The organism is Ruegeria sp. BC8, assembly GCF_056535705.1.
This window is the reverse complement of sequence record NZ_JBQFIV010000001.1, coordinates 685,009-701,502: the sequence shown is the minus strand read 5'-3', so window position 1 is coordinate 701,502 and position 16,494 is coordinate 685,009. Positions and strand designations below refer to the sequence as shown.

At 64.0% G+C, this 16,494-nt stretch carries 19 protein-coding genes; 16 read left to right on the top strand and 3 right to left on the bottom strand.

The features are described 5' to 3' along the window. Entirely contained in the window at window positions 1-288 is a 288-nt protein-coding gene (gene gatC / locus ACR3EK_RS03700; RefSeq protein ID WP_005981734.1) for an Asp-tRNA(Asn)/Glu-tRNA(Gln) amidotransferase subunit GatC, read from the bottom strand. A 227-nt stretch (window positions 289-515) separates the two neighbouring features. Between gatC and ACR3EK_RS03695 the strand changes: the two genes are divergently transcribed. The 3 genes from ACR3EK_RS03695 to ACR3EK_RS03685 all read left to right on the top strand — a co-directional run bounded on the left by ACR3EK_RS03695 (window position 516) and on the right by ACR3EK_RS03685 (window position 2,207). Next, a complete protein-coding gene (locus ACR3EK_RS03695) occupies window positions 516-677 on the top strand; it encodes a hypothetical protein (protein WP_170340142.1) in 162 nt (53 codons plus the stop codon). A gap of 201 nt (window positions 678-878) precedes the next feature. Further along, the gene (locus tag ACR3EK_RS03690; protein ID WP_170369522.1) at window positions 879-1,442 is read left to right on the top strand and encodes a DUF4202 domain-containing protein; all 564 of its coding nucleotides are present in this window, start codon (window positions 879-881) and stop codon (window positions 1,440-1,442) included. Between the two features lie 6 nt (window positions 1,443-1,448). Then, a complete protein-coding gene (locus ACR3EK_RS03685) occupies window positions 1,449-2,207 on the top strand; it encodes a class I SAM-dependent methyltransferase (protein WP_480632711.1) in 759 nt (252 codons plus the stop codon). Here the strand turns inward: ACR3EK_RS03685 and ACR3EK_RS03680 are convergent. Further along, a complete protein-coding gene (locus ACR3EK_RS03680) occupies window positions 2,167-2,853 on the bottom strand; it encodes a ceramidase domain-containing protein (protein WP_170441783.1) in 687 nt (228 codons plus the stop codon). The two genes, ACR3EK_RS03685 and ACR3EK_RS03680, sit on opposite strands and share 41 nt — an antisense overlap. Before the next feature lie 57 nt (window positions 2,854-2,910). On the opposite strand from ACR3EK_RS03680, the gene ACR3EK_RS03675 reads away from it, so the two are divergent. Both ACR3EK_RS03675 and ACR3EK_RS03670 read left to right on the top strand, forming a co-directional pair. After that, on the top strand, window positions 2,911-3,603 hold the full coding sequence (locus ACR3EK_RS03675) for a metal-dependent hydrolase (RefSeq protein ID WP_480632710.1): 693 nt from the start codon (window positions 2,911-2,913) through the stop codon (window positions 3,601-3,603). Continuing rightward, window positions 3,600-4,778, top strand: a complete 1,179-nt coding sequence (locus ACR3EK_RS03670) for a M24 family metallopeptidase (RefSeq protein ID WP_480632709.1) — start codon at window positions 3,600-3,602, stop codon at window positions 4,776-4,778. The genes ACR3EK_RS03675 and ACR3EK_RS03670 overlap by 4 nt, the downstream gene beginning before the upstream one ends. 7 nt (window positions 4,779-4,785) lie before the next feature. Here ACR3EK_RS03670 and ACR3EK_RS03665 read toward each other — a convergent pair whose 3' ends face one another. Beyond that, on the bottom strand, window positions 4,786-5,256 hold the full coding sequence (locus ACR3EK_RS03665; protein WP_480632708.1) for a nucleoside deaminase: 471 nt from the start codon (window positions 5,254-5,256) through the stop codon (window positions 4,786-4,788). On the opposite strand from ACR3EK_RS03665, the gene ACR3EK_RS03660 reads away from it, so the two are divergent. From ACR3EK_RS03660 to ACR3EK_RS03610, 11 genes are all read left to right on the top strand, one after another. After that, window positions 5,255-6,130, top strand: coding sequence for a pseudouridine synthase (locus ACR3EK_RS03660; RefSeq protein WP_480632707.1), 876 nt, complete (start codon window positions 5,255-5,257; stop codon window positions 6,128-6,130). The two genes, ACR3EK_RS03665 and ACR3EK_RS03660, sit on opposite strands and share 2 nt — an antisense overlap. 177 nt (window positions 6,131-6,307) lie before the next feature. Next, window positions 6,308-7,222: a 5-bromo-4-chloroindolyl phosphate hydrolysis family protein gene (locus ACR3EK_RS03655; RefSeq protein WP_480632706.1), complete on the top strand. Its 915-nt coding sequence runs from the start codon at window positions 6,308-6,310 to the stop codon at window positions 7,220-7,222. Between the two features lie 30 nt (window positions 7,223-7,252). Continuing rightward, a complete protein-coding gene (locus ACR3EK_RS03650) occupies window positions 7,253-8,443 on the top strand; it encodes a toxic anion resistance protein (RefSeq protein ID WP_170340124.1) in 1,191 nt (396 codons plus the stop codon). A 13-nt stretch (window positions 8,444-8,456) separates the two neighbouring features. Then, on the top strand, window positions 8,457-9,410 hold the full coding sequence (locus tag ACR3EK_RS03645; RefSeq protein ID WP_480632705.1) for a DUF2927 domain-containing protein: 954 nt from the start codon (window positions 8,457-8,459) through the stop codon (window positions 9,408-9,410). 22 nt (window positions 9,411-9,432) lie between these two features. Next, window positions 9,433-10,581 carry an SPFH domain-containing protein gene (locus ACR3EK_RS03640; protein WP_480632704.1) on the top strand — a complete coding sequence of 383 codons (1,149 nt, stop codon included), beginning with the start codon at window positions 9,433-9,435 and terminating at the stop codon, window positions 10,579-10,581. A gap of 9 nt (window positions 10,582-10,590) precedes the next feature. After that, complete coding sequence (locus ACR3EK_RS03635) at window positions 10,591-10,908, top strand: CPCC family cysteine-rich protein (protein ID WP_170404669.1); 318 nt, start codon at window positions 10,591-10,593, stop codon at window positions 10,906-10,908. Between the two features lie 6 nt (window positions 10,909-10,914). Then, entirely contained in the window at window positions 10,915-12,030 is a 1,116-nt protein-coding gene (locus ACR3EK_RS03630; protein WP_480632703.1) for a TFIIB-type zinc ribbon-containing protein, read from the top strand. Between the two features lie 99 nt (window positions 12,031-12,129). Then, window positions 12,130-12,810: a nitroreductase gene (locus ACR3EK_RS03625; RefSeq protein ID WP_480632702.1), complete on the top strand. Its 681-nt coding sequence runs from the start codon at window positions 12,130-12,132 to the stop codon at window positions 12,808-12,810. A gap of 24 nt (window positions 12,811-12,834) precedes the next feature. Continuing rightward, window positions 12,835-13,272, top strand: a complete 438-nt coding sequence (gene dtd, locus ACR3EK_RS03620) for a D-aminoacyl-tRNA deacylase (RefSeq protein WP_480632701.1) — start codon at window positions 12,835-12,837, stop codon at window positions 13,270-13,272. Further along, on the top strand, window positions 13,272-14,375 hold the full coding sequence (locus tag ACR3EK_RS03615; protein WP_480632700.1) for a glycerate kinase type-2 family protein: 1,104 nt from the start codon (window positions 13,272-13,274) through the stop codon (window positions 14,373-14,375). Before dtd ends, ACR3EK_RS03615 begins: the two co-directional genes overlap by 1 nt. 51 nt (window positions 14,376-14,426) lie before the next feature. Continuing rightward, a complete protein-coding gene (locus tag ACR3EK_RS03610) occupies window positions 14,427-16,421 on the top strand; it encodes a CocE/NonD family hydrolase (protein WP_480632699.1) in 1,995 nt (664 codons plus the stop codon). The last annotated feature ends 73 nt before the right edge of the window (window positions 16,422-16,494 follow it).

The following is a 16,494-nucleotide window of genomic DNA, read 5'->3' as shown; positions in this document are numbered from 1 at the left end:
TTACTCCACCACCTTGGGAACCGCGAAAAAGCCCTCGCGCGCGTCGGGGGCGTTGGACAGGATCTTGTCCTGCATGTTCCCGTCGGTCACCACGTCCTCGCGCCGCTTCAGCCGCATCGGCGTCACCGAGACCATCGGCTCGACCCCTTCGACGTCAACTTCGTTCAGCTGTTCGATGAACCCCAGGATCGTATTGAATTCCGAGGCCAGCGCGGGCAGCGCGTCATCCTCGACCTTGATCCGGGCCAGTTTGGCCACCTTGGCGGCGGTGCTTTGGTCAATCGACATGGGAAACCTCATATGCGTTACAGGGGCATTTACCCGTCTGATGCAGCAGTCGCAAGACCACTGAGCCACAGCGATTTGTCCAAAGTCCACGCGGTTGCCGACAAGCCAAACAATTTTGAATACCCGCTATGCAAAAAAGTGAACGAATTAGTTCACTTTGACGATTGAAGCCGGCGCAAAAAGTTACTTTATGTACTGAACGAAACAGTTCAGTCCGGAGAATAATCATGAAACGCATGTTGATTGCTGTGTCCGTTGTTCTGACAACCGCTGCCGCGCCGGCGCTCGCGCTGGGGGTTCCCATGGGCGACCTGACACCGACGCTGACCTTCCCCGATCAGCACCCCTCGGACCAGGTGAGCCAGGAGAAATCTTCGCTCCGCAACTAACCCTACCGCTTCCCTGTTGGATCGGGCCGGTTCTCCCCCCTTTTTCCGCCCCGATCCTGCACCTGCCCTCGTGGCGCCGCCGGCCCTGAATGGGTCGGCGCTTTTTTGTTGAAGCACGGTGCTCTATCGTTCATTCACTCAAGAGTTTCAGGTCAGCATGACCGAATGTCCCGAGGTGCCGTTGCCAAAGCAGGAGATGCCATGACAGAGCGCAAGCAGAAGGTTCTGGATGCAATTGATACGGCCAATTCGGCCGATCCCACCCAGGAAGACGGCCGCCCCGCCGCGCTGCTTTATGGCGAACGGATGAGCGCCGAGTTGGACCGGCTGTTCCCCGACGCCTCCGAGCCGTTGCAGATCGCCGCCCGCGGCCAGCATGTCGAGCGCTGGAAGCTGGCCCGCTCGGCCTATCCTGAAGGGCGCGCGGGCTATCTGGCCTGGCGCAAAGCCCAGGCCGAGCATCACGCGCAGGTCGTGGCCGAGCTGATGTCCGAGGCCGGGTACGATCAGGCCGAGATCGACGCCGCCCGTCGCATGTTGCGCAAACAGGGCATCAAGCGCGACGACGACGTTCAGGCGCTGGAGGACGTGATCTGCTTTGTCTTTCTGAAATGGTATTTTGCGCCCTTCGCCACGAAACACTCGGACGAAAAGATCCAGCGCATCGTCGAAAAGACCGCCCGCAAGATGTCGGCCGAGGCGCGCCGACGCGTGCTGGACGAGTTCGACCTACCCGAAGACCTGGCCAGCGCCTTCAAGGATTGACGGGTCATGACTGATGACATGCAGCTGTTGATCGACCTGCACCTGCCCAACGACCGGCAAGGCCCCGGCAGCGACGCGGCAACGCAACTGGCGCTGACGCTGGCGGGCGTACAAGCCGATCCCGGACTGAAGATCGCCGATATTGGCTGCGGAACCGGCGCTGCGGCCTTCTGCCTTGCGCGCCATCTGGGCGCATCGGTGACGGCAGTGGATTTCCTGCCGGAGTTTCTGGCCGAGTTAAACAGGCGTGCGCAGGGCTTGGGTCTGGCGGCCCGCATTCACACCCTTGAGGCGTCAATGGAGAACCTGCCCTTCGACGATGCCAGCCTTGACGTGATCTGGTCGGAAGGCGCGATCTACAACATGGGGTTCGAGAACGGTTTGAAAGCCTGGCGTCGGTTCCTGAGACCCGGCGGGGTCCTGTCTGTGTCCGAACTGACCTGGCTGACCGATCGACGCCCCGAACCGCTGACACGGCACTGGGATGCCGCCTATCCCGAAGTTGCGACCGCCGGACAGAAGATCCGCCAGATCGAGACCGCCGGTTATGAACCCGTCGGCTATTTCCCGCTGGGCACCGACTGCTGGATGGAGAACTACTACCTCCCCCTGAAACGCAGCTTCCCTGCCTTCCTCGACCGGCATGGCCATTCCGAGCAGGCCGCAGCCATTGTCGATGCCGAACAGGCCGAGATCGCTTTGTATGAAACCTATTCCGACTATGTCAGCTATGGGTTTTATCTGGCGCGGCGTCTGCCGGACTGACCGCATCCGTCATGGCCCGGCGATAAACCTCGATCATCCAGCCCAGCATGGTGGCGTTCAGGATGTGCCACATGAAATGCGTCCCCATCGGGACGCGGGCGCAAAGCGGGGCATCGAGCGCGCGAAAAGTGATCGACGCAATCAGGATCACAGCCCCGAGCGCCAGACCCCGGGCCACTTGCGGCCTGCGCGCACGCAAAAGATACGCATAGATCAGGATCAATAAAGGCACTGGAGCATATGCGGCCGACCCGCCCAGCCCGGGAACCAGTTGAAACACTGGAATGGTCAGCGCCGCATAAGGGATGAACAAGGCCGTCAGCACCGCCGCCTTCGTCGTAGACAGCTGCCAGATGTCCCGGTTCACCGCGAAGATATAGACCAGGATGAACAGCAAAATCGGCGTCGTATCCGCCAGCGCGGCCCAGACCTGCGCATGGGTGTGGAACAGATAGCTGCCGATACCGATCACCGCCAGAATGGCGACCAGCAAGTTGGCCAAGGACAGACCCTGCCCCCGCACCCGCCGCCACATCACCCATGCCGCCAGCAGAAAGGCCGCGTTGGTCACGGCGTTTACGGGTTCGGCCCAATAGGCCGGCGACAGGCGCTCGCAATAGCCGTCGATTTCTCGCATCCAGTCCATGGATTTTTACATAGCCGATGCTAGGCTGACCCTGAACCGGTTTCAGGAGGGTCTTTCATGAAAATCATCTGGTTGGGGCATGGCAGCTTCCGAATTCACGCGGCGGGACAGGTCCTGCTGATCGACCCCTGGCTGAGCGGCAACCCGATGCTGCCCGAGGATCAGCACGAGGCCGCCGTCCAGGGCGCCACGCATATCCTGCTGACCCACGCGCATTTCGACCACGTTGCCGACGTTCTGCCGCTGGCCAAACGCCTGAACATTCCCGTGGTGGGCCAATACGACGTCATGGCGCATTGGGCCGAGGCCGAAGGGATCGAGACCATCGGCTTCAACAAGGGCGGTCGGGTCGATCTGAACGGGGTCAAGGTCGACATGGTGCCGGCCTCGCACAGCTCGACCTTCGCCACGCCCGATGGCCCGCGCGCCGGCGGGTCCGAGGTGGGCTTCGTCCTGTCGGCCGATGGTCACACGGTCTATGTGTCGGGCGACACCACGATCATGGCCGACATGGAGTGGATCGGCGACTACTACAAACCCGATATCGGCATCCTGTCGGCGGGCGGTTATTTCACGATGGACATGAAAGCCGCCGCCTATGCCGCCCGGCGGTATTTCGACTTCAAGACGGTGATCCCCTGTCACTACCGGACTTTCCCGATCCTGGAACAATCCGCCAATGACTTGGCGGACGGGCTGCCGGGCGTAACCGTCATCGAGCCCGAGGTCCTGCAGGAGATCGAGCTTTGACACCCGCGCTGGCCTTCTCGGCGGAAGAATACGCGGCGCGGCTGGCCAAGACCCGGTTCGCGATGGCCCAGCGGGGTATCGAGACCCTGCTGGTTGCGGACCCGTCGAACATGGCCTGGCTGACGGGCTATGACGGCTGGAGCTTCTACGTCCCGCAGATGGTGGTCGTCCCGCGCGACGGCGCGCCTCTGTGGTGGGGCCGGACGCAGGACAAGCCCGGCGCGGCGCAGACCACCTGGCTGGACCCCGCCGACCTGTTCGACTGGCCCGAAGAACATGTGCAGCACCCCGACCATCACCCGGTCGAGTCGTTGGCATCGCTGCTGCGCGACCACGGCTGGACGACCCATCTGGGTGTCGAGATGGACAATTATTACTACTCGGCCGCAAGCCACCGGATCCTTGAGACCGCGTTCGGCCGCGATGCGCTGGTCGACGCGACGGGGTTGGTCAACTGGCAGCGTGCGGTCAAGAGCGAGGCCGAGATCGCCTTGATGCGCAAGGCCGGGCAGTTGACCGCGCATATGCACGCGGTGCTGCGCGACGGGTTCCGCGCCGGGGTTCCCAAGAACGTGCTTGTGGCCGAGGTTCAGGCGGCGGGCATCGCCGGGCTGCCGGGTCTTGCGGGCGACTATCCCGCGATCGCGCCCATCGCGCCTTCGGGGGCCGAGGCCTCGGCCTCGCACATCACCTGGAACGACCGTCCGCTGACACCGGGCGAGGCGACCTATTTCGAGATCTCAGGCTGCCACCGCCGCTATCACTGCCCGGCCAGCCGCAGCCTGTTTCTGGGTGACCCGCCTGCCGATATCCGGCGCGCGGAAACCGCGATCCTGACCGCGATCGAGGACACGCTGGCCGCCGCCCGCCCCGGCGCCACCTGCGAAGAGATCGCCGCCTGTGTCTATGACAGCTTTGCCCGGGCCGGCTACATCAAAGGCAACCGCACCGGCTATCCGGTAGGCCTGAGCTATCCGCCCGATTGGGGCGAGCGCACCATGAGCCTGCGCCCCGGCGACAGCACCGTTCTGCAGGACAACATGACCTTTCACCTGATGCCGGGTCTGTGGACACCCGATTGGGGCCTGGCCATCACCGAAACCTTCGTGGTCACGCCGACGGGCGGGCAACCTCTGGCCGACATCCCCCGCGAACTGGTCGTGAAACCGGCCTGAGCGCGCCTCAGCCTTTGGGCCCGCCGCCACCGCGCTGCGCGGCAAAGAATTCGCGTAACAACCGGGCGCAGTCCTCGGCCGCGATTCCGTCATAGACCTCCGGGCTGTGATGGGCCTGAGGGTGTGAGAACACCCGCGCCCCATGCGCCACGCCGCCCGATTTCGGATCGGCGGCCCCGTAGTAGACCCGCCGGATCCGCGCCGCCGCCAGCGCCGCGGCGCACATGGCGCAGGGCTCCAGCGTGACATACAGGTCATGCCCCGTCAGCCGCTCGGACCCGACGGCCCGGCAGGCGGCGCGCAGGGCCAGGATCTCGGCATGCGCGGTCGGGTCGTGCAACTCGCGCGTACGGTTGCCGTCTGCCGCGATGATCCGGCCATCGGGCGCCACAATCACCGCGCCCACCGGAACCTCGCCCCGATCACCCGCCGCGCGCGCCTGTTCCAGCGCCTTGTCCATATGCGTTCTGAAGACCATGCCCCTGACTGCCCCAGAAACCCACCTTTCGCAAGCCGCGCCGATGCGCTATGCGCAGGGCATGAGCAACACCCCTCCTCCTGGCGACCGGATCGCCAAAGTGCTGGCCCGTGCCGGCATCGCCTCGCGCCGCGAGGCCGAACGCATGATCGAAGCGGGCCGCGTAACCGTGAACGGCAAGACCATCGACAGCCCGGCGCTGAACGTCACGCCCGGCGACAGGATCACCGTCGACGGCAAGCCCGTGGCCGAGCCCGAACCCGCGCGCCTGTGGCTGTATCACAAGCCAACCGGCCTTGTGACCACGAACCGCGACGAAAAGGGCCGCCCCACGATCTTCGACAACCTGCCCGAGGACATGCCCCGCGTCATGAGCGTCGGCCGGCTGGACCTGAATTCCGAGGGCCTGCTGCTGCTGACCAATGACGGGGCCATCAAGCGCAAGCTTGAACTGCCCTCGACCGGCTGGCTGCGCAAGTACCGGGTGCGGATCAACGGCCGCCCCAAGGACGAGGATTTCGCCCCCCTGCGCCAGGGTCTTGTGATCGAGGGCGAAAAGTTCCAGCCAATGACCGTGACGCTGGACCGCCAGCAAGGCGCGAATGCATGGCTGACGATCGGACTGCGCGAGGGCAAGAACCGGGAAATCCGCCGCGCGATCGAAGACATTGGCTTTACCGTGAACCGGCTGTTGCGCGTGTCCTACGGACCGTTCCAGCTGGGCAACCTCAAACCCGGCGAGGTCGAGGAAATCCGCCGCCGCGTTCTGCGCGACCAGTTGGGTCTGGAACCTGAAACCCCACCGGCTGCTGCGAAACGCCCAAGCCACCCTCAAAGATCCCGCAGGCCGGTCGGCAAGAAATCACGCAATTGACGCGGGTTATCGAACCTTCCCCCTAGCGCCAAGCCCCTTGATCCCCTAGGTTTTCAAGGGGACAACCGCAGTTGGAGGACGTCATGTCCGGGACCGGAGTGCAAAAAATGGCCTACGCGGCCCTGCTGGTGCTGTTGTTCGGCGTCTGCACCGGTTGGCTTGGGGGGCTCTGACGCCATGGCCAAGCGATACGGCGGAAAGTTCAGCCCCGACGGCCAATCCGACATCGACGCACCCGCCCCGCGCGGGCAATACGATGGTGCCCGGGTGAACCCGGTCGGCGCCCGCGCCAATGTGATGTTCGTTCCGGCGATCCCGCTGGTCTTTCTGTCGCTCAACGACGGCGCGATCGGGATGACACTTGGATTGGTCGCCGCCGGCATTCTGACCGCTGCGGCCTTTCTGCTGCGGGAAGGGCTGAAAGCCGAGGATGCCTACAACGCACGCCGCACCGCGCGCCGCCCAGCCTTTCCCCGCAAGATCTTTTCGTCGGTGCTGACCGGGCTGGGGGTGGGTCTGGCCGCTTATCGCAACGACTATCTGGATGCCGAGGCCGCCAGCCAGGTCAGCCTGCTGGCGCCGGTCTTGTTCGGCGGTGTGGCAACGGCCCTGCATTCCGTCGCCTTCGGGCTCGACCCGATGAAAAACAAAGGCATGGCGGGTGTGGACACCTATCAACAGGACCGGGTCGCCCGCGTGGTCGAAGATGCCGAAGCCCATCTGAACCAAATGACGGATGCCATCAAACGGGCCGGCGACCGCAGGATCGAAGCCCGGGTCGAGCGGTTTCAGACCACCGCTCGCGATCTGTTCCGCACGGTCGAGGAGGACCCGCGCGATCTGGCCGGTGCCCGCAAATACCTGACCGTCTATCTGCAGGGCGCCCGCGATGCGACGATCAAGTTTGCCGATGTCTATGCGCGCACCCGCGACCCGCAGGCTCTGTCCGATTACTCGGCGCTGCTGGACGACCTCGAGCAGAATTTCTCGGCCCGCACCCGAAAGATGCTATTGGATGACCGCAGTGATCTGACGGTCGAAATCGACGTGCTGCGTGAACGACTGCAGCGCGAAGGCGTCCGGCTCGACTGACCGGCCAAACCAAGAACAGGGAAGCTTCTCATGTCTGACGAAATCAAGAAAAAGGCGGCCGAGGCCGAAACGCTGGTTCAGGAAGTTGCAGCAGTCTCTTTGCCCGAGCCGAGTTCCGAGATCGTGCCGTTGGAAGAGGCCGACGAACCGGTGGGCGCCGAAATCCGCAAGCGCATGTCCGAAATCGACATGGGCGACACCAACTCGATCGTTGCTTTTGGATCGGCTGCGCAGGCCGAGCTGCAGGAAATCAGCCAGGCCATGCTGGCTGACGTGCGCAACAAGGATGTCGGCCCCGCCGGTGACAGCCTGCGCGACATCGTCACCACGATCCGCGGCTTTTCCGTGTCTGAACTGGACGTGCGCCGCGAGCGCAGCTGGTGGGAGAAACTGCTGGGCCGCGCCGCGCCTTTCGCCAAGTTCACCGCGCGCTACGAAGAGGTGCAGGATCAGATCGACCGGATCACCGACAACCTTCTGTCGCACGAGCACACGCTTCTGAAGGACATCAAGTCTCTGGATCTGCTGTATGAAAAGACGCTGGATTTCTATGATGAACTGGCGCTGTACATCGCGGCCGGCGAAGAGAAGCTGACCGAACTGGACAGCCATGACATCCCCGAGAAAGAGGCCGAGGTGCAGGCCGCCCCGGAAGATCAACAGGTGATGAAGGCGCAGGAACTGCGCGACCTGCGGGCCGCCCGCGACGATCTGGAACGGCGTGTGCATGACCTGAAGCTGACGCGACAGGTGACGATGCAATCGCTGCCCTCGATCCGGCTGGTTCAGGAAAACGACAAGTCGCTGGTGACCAAGATCAACTCGACGCTGGTGAACACCGTGCCGCTGTGGGAAACCCAGCTGGCGCAGGCGGTCACCATCCAGCGCAGCGCCGAGGCCGCCGCCGCCGTGCGCGACGCCAACGATCTGACGAACGAGCTGCTGACCTCGAACGCCGCGAACCTGCGCCAGTCGAACAAGATGATCCGTGAGGAAATGGAGCGCGGCGTGTTCGACATCGAAGCCGTCAAGAAGGCCAACGAGGATCTGATCGGCACGATCAATGAAAGCCTCGCCATCGCTGACGAAGGCAAGGCGAAACGGGCCGCCGCGGAAGAAGAGCTGAAGAAGATGGAAGCCGAGCTGCGGGACACCTTGGCTTCGGCCAAGGCTCGGAAAGACGGGCTGGGCGACACGGCCGGAACCGCCGTTCCGGGCTGAGGAGAGATCGCAGGTGCGGCTTCGGAGATTTCTAGGGCACGGGTTGGGGGCAGCTGCATTGCTGATCTTGGCCAATTGCGATGACGCGCTCGAGTCCTCGATTGCCCCGCAGGCGCGCCCGTCCCAGCCGCAATTGGCCAATGCTTATGTCGAACCTTCGGCCGCAAGCCGGGATCTGGCGCGATATTATCAGCGCGTCGAGCGCGACCTGTTGACCCGTGGTCTGATGCGTACAGACGGTGGCGGGCCGGACACCCCGTTTGATGCGGATGATTTGGCGCGGAATTTCGAAGCCATCGCGTTCTACAGCGAGTATCCCGGCGCCGCCGTATCCGGCAGCAGCCAACGTACCATCGGAAGGCTAAGCCGCTGGTCTGGCCCGGTCCGGATACAGGCAGAGTTCGGGCCATCAGTATCGCCAGACCAACGTGCGGCCGACAAGGAACAGATCCGGGCCTATTCCGAACGCATGTCGTCCTTGACTGGCCACCCGATCTCGACCGTAACCAGAAACGCGAACTTCCATGTGTTCGTCGCCGGCGATGACGATACGGAATTCGTGCAAACGCGACTGCGCCAGTTGTTTCCCAATATCGGACAGGCTCAGTTGAACCTGTTTCAAGATTTACCGCGCTCGTTCTATTGCTTTGTCTTCGCCTCGGCGTCGAACGGGGCACCCAACACCTATACTGGTGCGGTTGCGTTGGTGCGGGCCGAGCACCCTGACTTGATGCGGCTGAGCTGCATCCACGAGGAAATCGCCCAGGGGCTGGGCCTGCCCAATGACAGCCCACGGGCGCGGCCGTCGATCTTCAATGATGACGACGAATTCGCCCTACTGACCAGCCATGACGAAAAGCTGCTGACGATGTTGTATGATCCGCGACTGAAACCCGGCATGACCGCGCAAGAGGCCGAGCCGGTGGTGCGGATCATCGCCCGTGAATTGATGGGGCAGTCGCTCTGACCCCGATGACAGGAGAACCCAGATGGGAATTTTCGATTTTCTGACCGGAGAATTCATTGATGTCATTCATTGGGTGGACGACACCCGCGACACGATGGTCTGGCGGTTCGAGCGCGAGGGCCACGAGATCAAGTATGGCGCCAAGCTGACCGTGCGCGAGGGCCAGGCGGCCGTATTCGTGCACGAAGGCCAGCTGGCCGACGTGTTCACGCCCGGCCTCTACATGCTTGAGACCAACAACATGCCGATCATGACGACGCTGCAGCACTGGGATCACGGGTTCCAGTCGCCGTTCAAGTCCGAGATCTATTTCGTCAACACGACCCGGTTCAACGACCTGAAATGGGGCACCAAGAACCCGATCATGCTGCGCGACCCGGAATTCGGCCCGACCCGGATCCGCGCCTATGGCACCTACACGATCCGGGTCAAGGACCCGGCCCGTTTCCTGGTCGAGATCGTGGGTACCGATGGCGAATTCACCATGGACGAGATCAGCTTTCAGATCCGCAACATCATCGTGCAGGAATTCAGCCGGGTCATCGCAGGCTCGGGCATTCCGGTTCTGGACATGGCCGCCAACACCGCCGATCTGGGCAAACTGATCGCGGCCGAGGTCTCGCCGGTGCTGGACGGTTATGGGTTGGAGATGCCGGAGTTCTACATCGAGAACATCTCGCTGCCGCCGGCGGTCGAGGCGGCGCTGGACAAGCGTACCTCGATGGGGCTGGCGGGGGATCTGGGCAAATTCACCCAGTATTCGGCGGCCGAGGCGATGACGGCGGCCGCCAGCAACCCGAATGGAGGCGGTGGCATGGGTGCCGGCCTTGGTATGGGAATGGGCATGGCGATGGCGAACCAGATTTCGAACATGGCAGCGGGTCAGCCGTCTGGCCCGTGGGGCGCGCCCGCGCCCGCTGCCCCGCAACCATCAGCGCATGCGGCCCCGCCGCCCCCGCCGCCAGTCGAGCATGTCTGGCATATCGCGGTGGATGGCCAGACGAGCGGTCCGTTCTCGAAGGCCAAGATGGGCCGCATGGCCAGCGAGGGAGAAATTACGCGGGACACTTTCGTGTGGACGCCCGGTCAGGACGGCTGGAAGAAAGCGGGCGAGGTGCAGGAACTCGCGCAGCTGTTCACGATCCTGCCGCCTCCGCCGCCCGGCGCGTGAGGCATCGGCATGCCCGCATCGCGGAAACGCTCGAAGACAGGCGGGCGCAAAGCGCCGCAGCCGCCGCAATTCATCTGCCCGTGCTGCGGTTATGTCACCCTGGCCAAGCGCGGGGCCTACTTGATCTGCGCGATCTGCTTTTGGGAGGACGAGGACATTCTGTACGACAAGAACCCCCGCGAGCCCTCTGCCGCCAATCACGGCCTGACGCTGGCCGAGGCGCGCGAGAATTTCAGGGCGATCGAGGCCTGCGAAGCGGCGATGCTGCCGCATGTCCTGCCTGAGGAGCAGCGCGCAGCCTATCTTCACTTTCCCCTCGACACGTGACCACCCATGACACAGCCCCCTGCTCCGCCACCCGGTTCTGCGGAACATCGTTTTCCATGTGACAATTGCGGCGCGGACTATCGGTTCGACCCGCAATCCGGCACGCTGACCTGTGACCATTGCGGCCATTCCGAACCGATCGGGGCTGGCCCCTGGGGCGGCGCCAGCCTGCGCGAACTGGACTTCGACGCCGCCATCGCCGACCGCTTGCCCGACAGCGAGATCGAAGAGACGCAGGTTCTGACCTGCCCAAACTGCGCGGCGCAGGTCGAGTTCGACCCCAACACCCACGCCGCGGAATGCCCGTTCTGCGCCACCCCGGTGGTGACCGATACCGGTGTGAACCGGCACATCAAACCGCGCGGCGTTCTGCCCTTTGCGCTGGACGAACGCGCCGCGCACAAGGCCATGAGTGACTGGCTGGGGCGGCTGTGGTTCGCGCCGAACGGGCTCAAGGATTACGCCCGCAAAGGCCGCAGGATGCAGGGCATCTATGTGCCCTACTGGACGTTCGACGCCGACACGAAATCGGCCTATCGCGGCGAACGGGGCGTAGTCTATTACGAAACCCGGACGGTGATGCGTGACGGCAAGCGGGTGCAGCAGCAAGTGCCCAAGGTGCGCTGGACGCCGAAATCCAGCCGGGTGGCCCGGTTCTTTGACGACGTGCTCGTGCTGGCCTCGCAATCGCTGCCCAAGTCCTACACCGACGCGCTGCAACCTTGGGACCTGCCCGCGCTCGAGCCCTATCAGCCCGAGTACCTGGCCGGGTTCCGGGCCGAGGCCTACACGGTCGATCTGCAGCAAGGTTATCAGGAAGCCCGCGGCCACATGGCCCGCGTGATCGAGCGTGACGTCCGCTTTGACATCGGCGGCGACCGGCAGCGCATCCATGCAATCGAAACCGACATTCGCGACTTGACCTTCAAGCACATCCTGCTGCCGGTCTGGATGGCCGCGTACAAGTATCGCGGCCAGACCTATCGCTTTGTCGTCAACGGTCGCACCGGTCAGGTGCAGGGCGAACGGCCCTGGTCGGCGATCAAGATCACGATTGCGGTGGTCCTGGGCCTGCTGGCGGCAGCCGGTATCGGGTATCTGGTGGCGACCGGACAGCAATGACCGCCGGGCTCCGCCGCCGAAAACTCTGCTGTGGAACCCCTTGAACATCCCCGGCTTCTCACCCATCCTGCCGCCGGCTGCCCCGGAGGAGAGGACGACGTGACCCTGGCCGATCTGAATACGCTTCTGACCGCGCGCCATTCCTGCCGCGCCTTCCGAGCCGATCCGGTGCCGCTGGGTGACATCGAACAGATTCTGACCAGCGCCGCCCGGGTGCCCAGCTGGTGCAACGCGCAGCCCTGGCAGGTGGTCGTGACCAGCGGCGCGGAAACGGATGCGTTCCGCAGCGCCTTGCGGGCCGAAGCCGAAACCGGCCAGGCGCAGCCCGACCTGCCCTTTCCGACCGGCTATTCCGGCGTCTATCAGGACCGGCGCCGCGCCTGCGGATGGGCCCTGTACGAGGCAGTCGGCGTAGAGAAGGGCGACCGTGCCGGATCGTCTCGGCAGATGATGGAAAACTTCAACCTGTTCGGTGCCCCGCATTGCGCCATCCTGTCCAGCCCGGCGGAACTCGGCCCCTATGGCGCGATGGATTGCGGCGGGTTTGTAACGGCTTTCACCTTGGCGGCACAGGCCTTGGGAATCGCCACGATCCCACAGGCGGCGGTGGCCGCCTATGGGCCGTTCCTGCACCGCTATTTCAACATCCCCGATGACCGGCTGATCCTGTGCGCGATTTCCTTCGGCTATCCGAATGACGATCATCCGGCCAACCAATTCCGGACCGAACGCGCCACGCTGGACGAGTTTGTCACCTGGCGTGGGGCTTCGACCGAGTAAGCGAACTTTGAGAAAAACATCGACATGCGCGCATTGATACAAAGGGTGTCCGAGGCATCGGTCTCTGTCGAGGGGCAAGTTATCGGCCAGTGCGGGCCGGGGCTGCTGGTGCTGGTCTGTGCCATGCAGGGCGACGACGCCTCGTACGCCGAGCAACTGGCGGCCAAGATTGCCAAGCTGCGGATCTTCAAGGATGACGCGGGCAAGATGAACCGGTCGGTGCTGGATATCGGCGGCTCGGCCCTTGTGGTCAGCCAGTTCACGCTGGCCGCCGACACGTCGCGCGGGAACCGGCCGGGATTTGCGGCGGCGGCGGATCCCGCAACCGGCAAACGCCTGTACGAACACTTTGCCCGCGCGCTGGCCGCGCTTGGCGTTCCGACCGAAACCGGGTCTTTCGGTGCGAATATGGCGGTGTCCCTAGTCAATGACGGCCCGGTCACGATCTGGATGGACATGTGATGACGATGCAGGATCAGGCGATCGCGATCTGGAAGGCGGGCGTTGCTGCCGTTGACGGCTATGGTGCGGTCAAGGCGGCACTGCCCGATGTTCCGCGCCCCGATCGGATTCTGGCGGTGGGCAAGGCCGCGGCGGCGATGATGAACGCGGCGCAAGACCATTTCGGCAAAACACCGGGCCTTGTGGTCACGAAAGACGGCCATACCGAGGGGCTGGCGTCACATCTGCAGGTCATCGAAGCCTCTCACCCCGTGCCCGATGCCCGCAGCCTGAAGGGCGGCCAAGCCCTGCGCGCGGCGGTTCAGGCCATGGAGCCTGGCACGCATCTGTTGCTGCTGGTCTCGGGCGGAGCGTCTTCGCTGGCCGAGGATCTTGTGCCGGGGGCCGCCCTCGAAGATCTGGCGCGGCTGAACGCGCAGTTGCTGTCCGAGGGGCTGGACATCACCGCCATGAACGCCCGCCGGCGCGAGATCTCGCGGATCAAGGGCGGCGGTCTGCTGACCGGTTTCGGCGGAGCGCGCGCGACGGTCCTGGCCATTTCGGACGTGCCGGGGGACGACATCGGCGTCATCGGATCGGGCATCGGCGCCTTGCCCGACGCCCCGCAATTCGAAGCGAATGCCCAGATCATTGCCTCGAACGCCCATGCGCGCTGCGCCGCAGCTGACGCGGCACGTGCCGCCGGTCTGGACGTTTTGGTTGAGGAAGAGGCCCTGCACGACGACTATCTGTCCGTCGCCGCAGATATCGGCGCGCGGCTGCGCCGGATGCCGCCGGGCGCGATGATCTTTGGCGGAGAGCCGACGGTCGTCCTGCCCGAAAACCCGGGCCGAGGCGGGCGCAACCAAGCGCTGGCCCTGGCGTTGGCGCGCGAGATTCAGGGATGCGAGGGGCTGTGTGTCGTGGTCGGCGGAACCGACGGCACCGACGGGCCGACCGATGCGGCCGGCGGAGTCGTGACCGGCGCGACATGGACCGATGGGGCGGACCAAGCCTTGCGCGAGGCCGATGCGGGATCGTTCCTTGACCGGGTCGGTGCTCTGCTGGTGACCGGCCCCACGGGAACCAATGTCATGGATCTGCTTGTCGCAACGAAGGAATGAATTGACGCTTTTCCTCGCACACCATCCGCCGATGCGCCTGAGACTAGGCACATGACTCAGGCGAAGAACTCACTGGCCGAGATCGAAGACGTTCCGGATCAGGGCATCATTCTGTCGGACGGCTGCCGCCTGTCGGCGCGGATCTGGCGTCCTGTCGATGCGGCGCAGCGCCCGGTGCCCGCCATTTTGGAATACCTGCCTTATCGCAAGCGCGACGGCACGACGGCGCGCGATGCCCTGACCCATCCCTGGTTTGCCAAACGGGGTTACGCCTGCATCCGCGTCGACATGCGCGGCAACGGCGACAGCCAGGGACTGATGGAGGATGAATACACCCAGCAGGAACTGGACGACGCTGTCGAGGTGATCGAGTGGCTAGCCCAACAGCCATGGTGCAGCGGCGCAGTCGGGATGATGGGGATCAGTTGGGGCGGCTTCAACGCGCTGCAGGTGGCGGCGCTGCAGCCCGCACCCTTGAAGGCCATCATCACCTTGTGTTCGACCGCCGACCGTTATGCCGATGACATCCATTACAAGGGCGGCTGCCTTCTGAACGAGAATCTGGGCTGGGGGGCCACCATGTGGTCGTATTCGTCCCGCCCGCCCGACCCGGCGCTGCGTGACGACTGGCGCGAGATGTGGCTGCAGCGGTTGACGGCCGAACCGTTTCTGCCCTCGGTCTGGCTGCGGCATCAGACCCGCGATGCCTATTGGCGACATGGGTCTGTCTGCGAAGACCCCGGCGCGATCCGAGCCGCGACACTGGCGGTGGGCGGCTGGGGTGATGCCTACAAGAACACGGTGCCCTGGCTGGTCGAGAACCTGACTGCGCCGGTCAAGGGCATCGTCGGCCCCTGGGTGCACAAGTACCCGCATTTTGCCGTGCCCGAACCACGCATCGGCTTCCTGCAAGAGGCGCTGCGCTGGTGGGACCGCTGGCTGAAGGGCAAAAAGACCGGAGTTGAACAGGACCCGGCCTATCGCGCCTATCTGATGGATGGCGTGCGCCCGGCGCGCTGGTATGCCGAACGCCCGGGCCATTGGATCACCGAGGATGCCAGCGCCACGTCCCACCTGCCGACGGTCACCCTTCCGCTTTCCGAAGCCGGGCTGGGTAAGGACGGCCCCTTGGATACCAAAATCCGCTCGCCGCATCATTGCGGCATGGATGGCGGCGAATATTGCGCCATCTGGCTGGGTCCGGACATGCCGGGCGACCAGCGGGCAGATGACGCTCTGTCCGCCTGTTTCGACACGACCCCTCTGACCGCAGATCTGGACATTGTCGGTGCCCCGCGCCTGCGCTTGAAGCTGAGTGTCGACAAACCACAAGCCCAGATTGCCGTTCGGCTGAACCAAATCCACCCCGACGGAGCTGCGACTCGGATCACCTATGGTGTATTGAATCTGACCCATACGGAGGGGCATTCGTCCCCCAAAACGTTGATACCCGGACAGGTCTACGACATCGAAGTTGTGCTGGACCACGTCGCCTACCGGGTTCCCAAGGACCACAGCCTGCGCGTTGCCGTCTCAAGCGCCTATTGGCCGCTGATCTGGCCTTCGCCGGAAACAGCGGAGCTCCACCTGACAGGCGGCACGTTCACGATCCCCCAGCGCGACAGGTCGGATCGGGATGAATGGCAATTTGCCCCACCCGATGCGGACTCTCCGTGGCAAGTGACCCAATTGCGAGAGGCGACCCATGCGCGGCGCGTCGAAACTGACATGACGACCGGCGTCATCGATCTGGTCATCGAAGATGATTTCGGCTTGGTCGAAGACGCGGATCATGGTCTGGTCAGCGGCGGAACCGCTTTTGAACGGTGGTCGATCCATCCGGACGATCCGCTGAGCGCGCGCGGTCGCTGCGAATGGGTACAAGAGACCCGGCGCGACGGCATCCAACTGCGAACCGAGGCCAATTGCGAGATGTGGTCGGACCGATCCAACTTTCATCTGCGCGCGACGCTTGATGCCTTTGAAAACGATGTGAAGATTTTTTCCAAAACCGTGGAGGACACCATACCTCGTGATCAGATGTGATTTTGCTGGTGGCAAGTCCCCGAGATTTGACCTTGCCCGCCGCGACGAAATGCGCCAACGTTGACTCATGCGT

Coding starts and splice junctions, on each gene's coding strand:
- gatC (WP_005981734.1), bottom strand. CDS start 288: ATGTCGATTGACCAAAGCACCGCCGCCAAGGTGGCCAAACTGGCCCGG.
- ACR3EK_RS03695 (WP_170340142.1), top strand. CDS start 516: ATGAAACGCATGTTGATTGCTGTGTCCGTTGTTCTGACAACCGCTGCC.
- ACR3EK_RS03690 (WP_170369522.1), top strand. CDS start 879: ATGACAGAGCGCAAGCAGAAGGTTCTGGATGCAATTGATACGGCCAAT.
- ACR3EK_RS03685 (WP_480632711.1), top strand. CDS start 1,449: ATGACTGATGACATGCAGCTGTTGATCGACCTGCACCTGCCCAACGAC.
- ACR3EK_RS03680 (WP_170441783.1), bottom strand. CDS start 2,853: ATGGACTGGATGCGAGAAATCGACGGCTATTGCGAGCGCCTGTCGCCG.
- ACR3EK_RS03675 (WP_480632710.1), top strand. CDS start 2,911: ATGAAAATCATCTGGTTGGGGCATGGCAGCTTCCGAATTCACGCGGCG.
- ACR3EK_RS03660 (WP_480632707.1), top strand. CDS start 5,255: ATGCCCCTGACTGCCCCAGAAACCCACCTTTCGCAAGCCGCGCCGATG.
- ACR3EK_RS03665 (WP_480632708.1), bottom strand. CDS start 5,256: ATGGTCTTCAGAACGCATATGGACAAGGCGCTGGAACAGGCGCGCGCG.
- ACR3EK_RS03655 (WP_480632706.1), top strand. CDS start 6,308: ATGGCCAAGCGATACGGCGGAAAGTTCAGCCCCGACGGCCAATCCGAC.
- ACR3EK_RS03650 (WP_170340124.1), top strand. CDS start 7,253: ATGTCTGACGAAATCAAGAAAAAGGCGGCCGAGGCCGAAACGCTGGTT.
- ACR3EK_RS03640 (WP_480632704.1), top strand. CDS start 9,433: ATGGGAATTTTCGATTTTCTGACCGGAGAATTCATTGATGTCATTCAT.
- ACR3EK_RS03635 (WP_170404669.1), top strand. CDS start 10,591: ATGCCCGCATCGCGGAAACGCTCGAAGACAGGCGGGCGCAAAGCGCCG.
- ACR3EK_RS03630 (WP_480632703.1), top strand. CDS start 10,915: ATGACACAGCCCCCTGCTCCGCCACCCGGTTCTGCGGAACATCGTTTT.
- dtd (WP_480632701.1), top strand. CDS start 12,835: ATGCGCGCATTGATACAAAGGGTGTCCGAGGCATCGGTCTCTGTCGAG.
- ACR3EK_RS03615 (WP_480632700.1), top strand. CDS start 13,272: ATGACGATGCAGGATCAGGCGATCGCGATCTGGAAGGCGGGCGTTGCT.
- ACR3EK_RS03610 (WP_480632699.1), top strand. CDS start 14,427: ATGACTCAGGCGAAGAACTCACTGGCCGAGATCGAAGACGTTCCGGAT.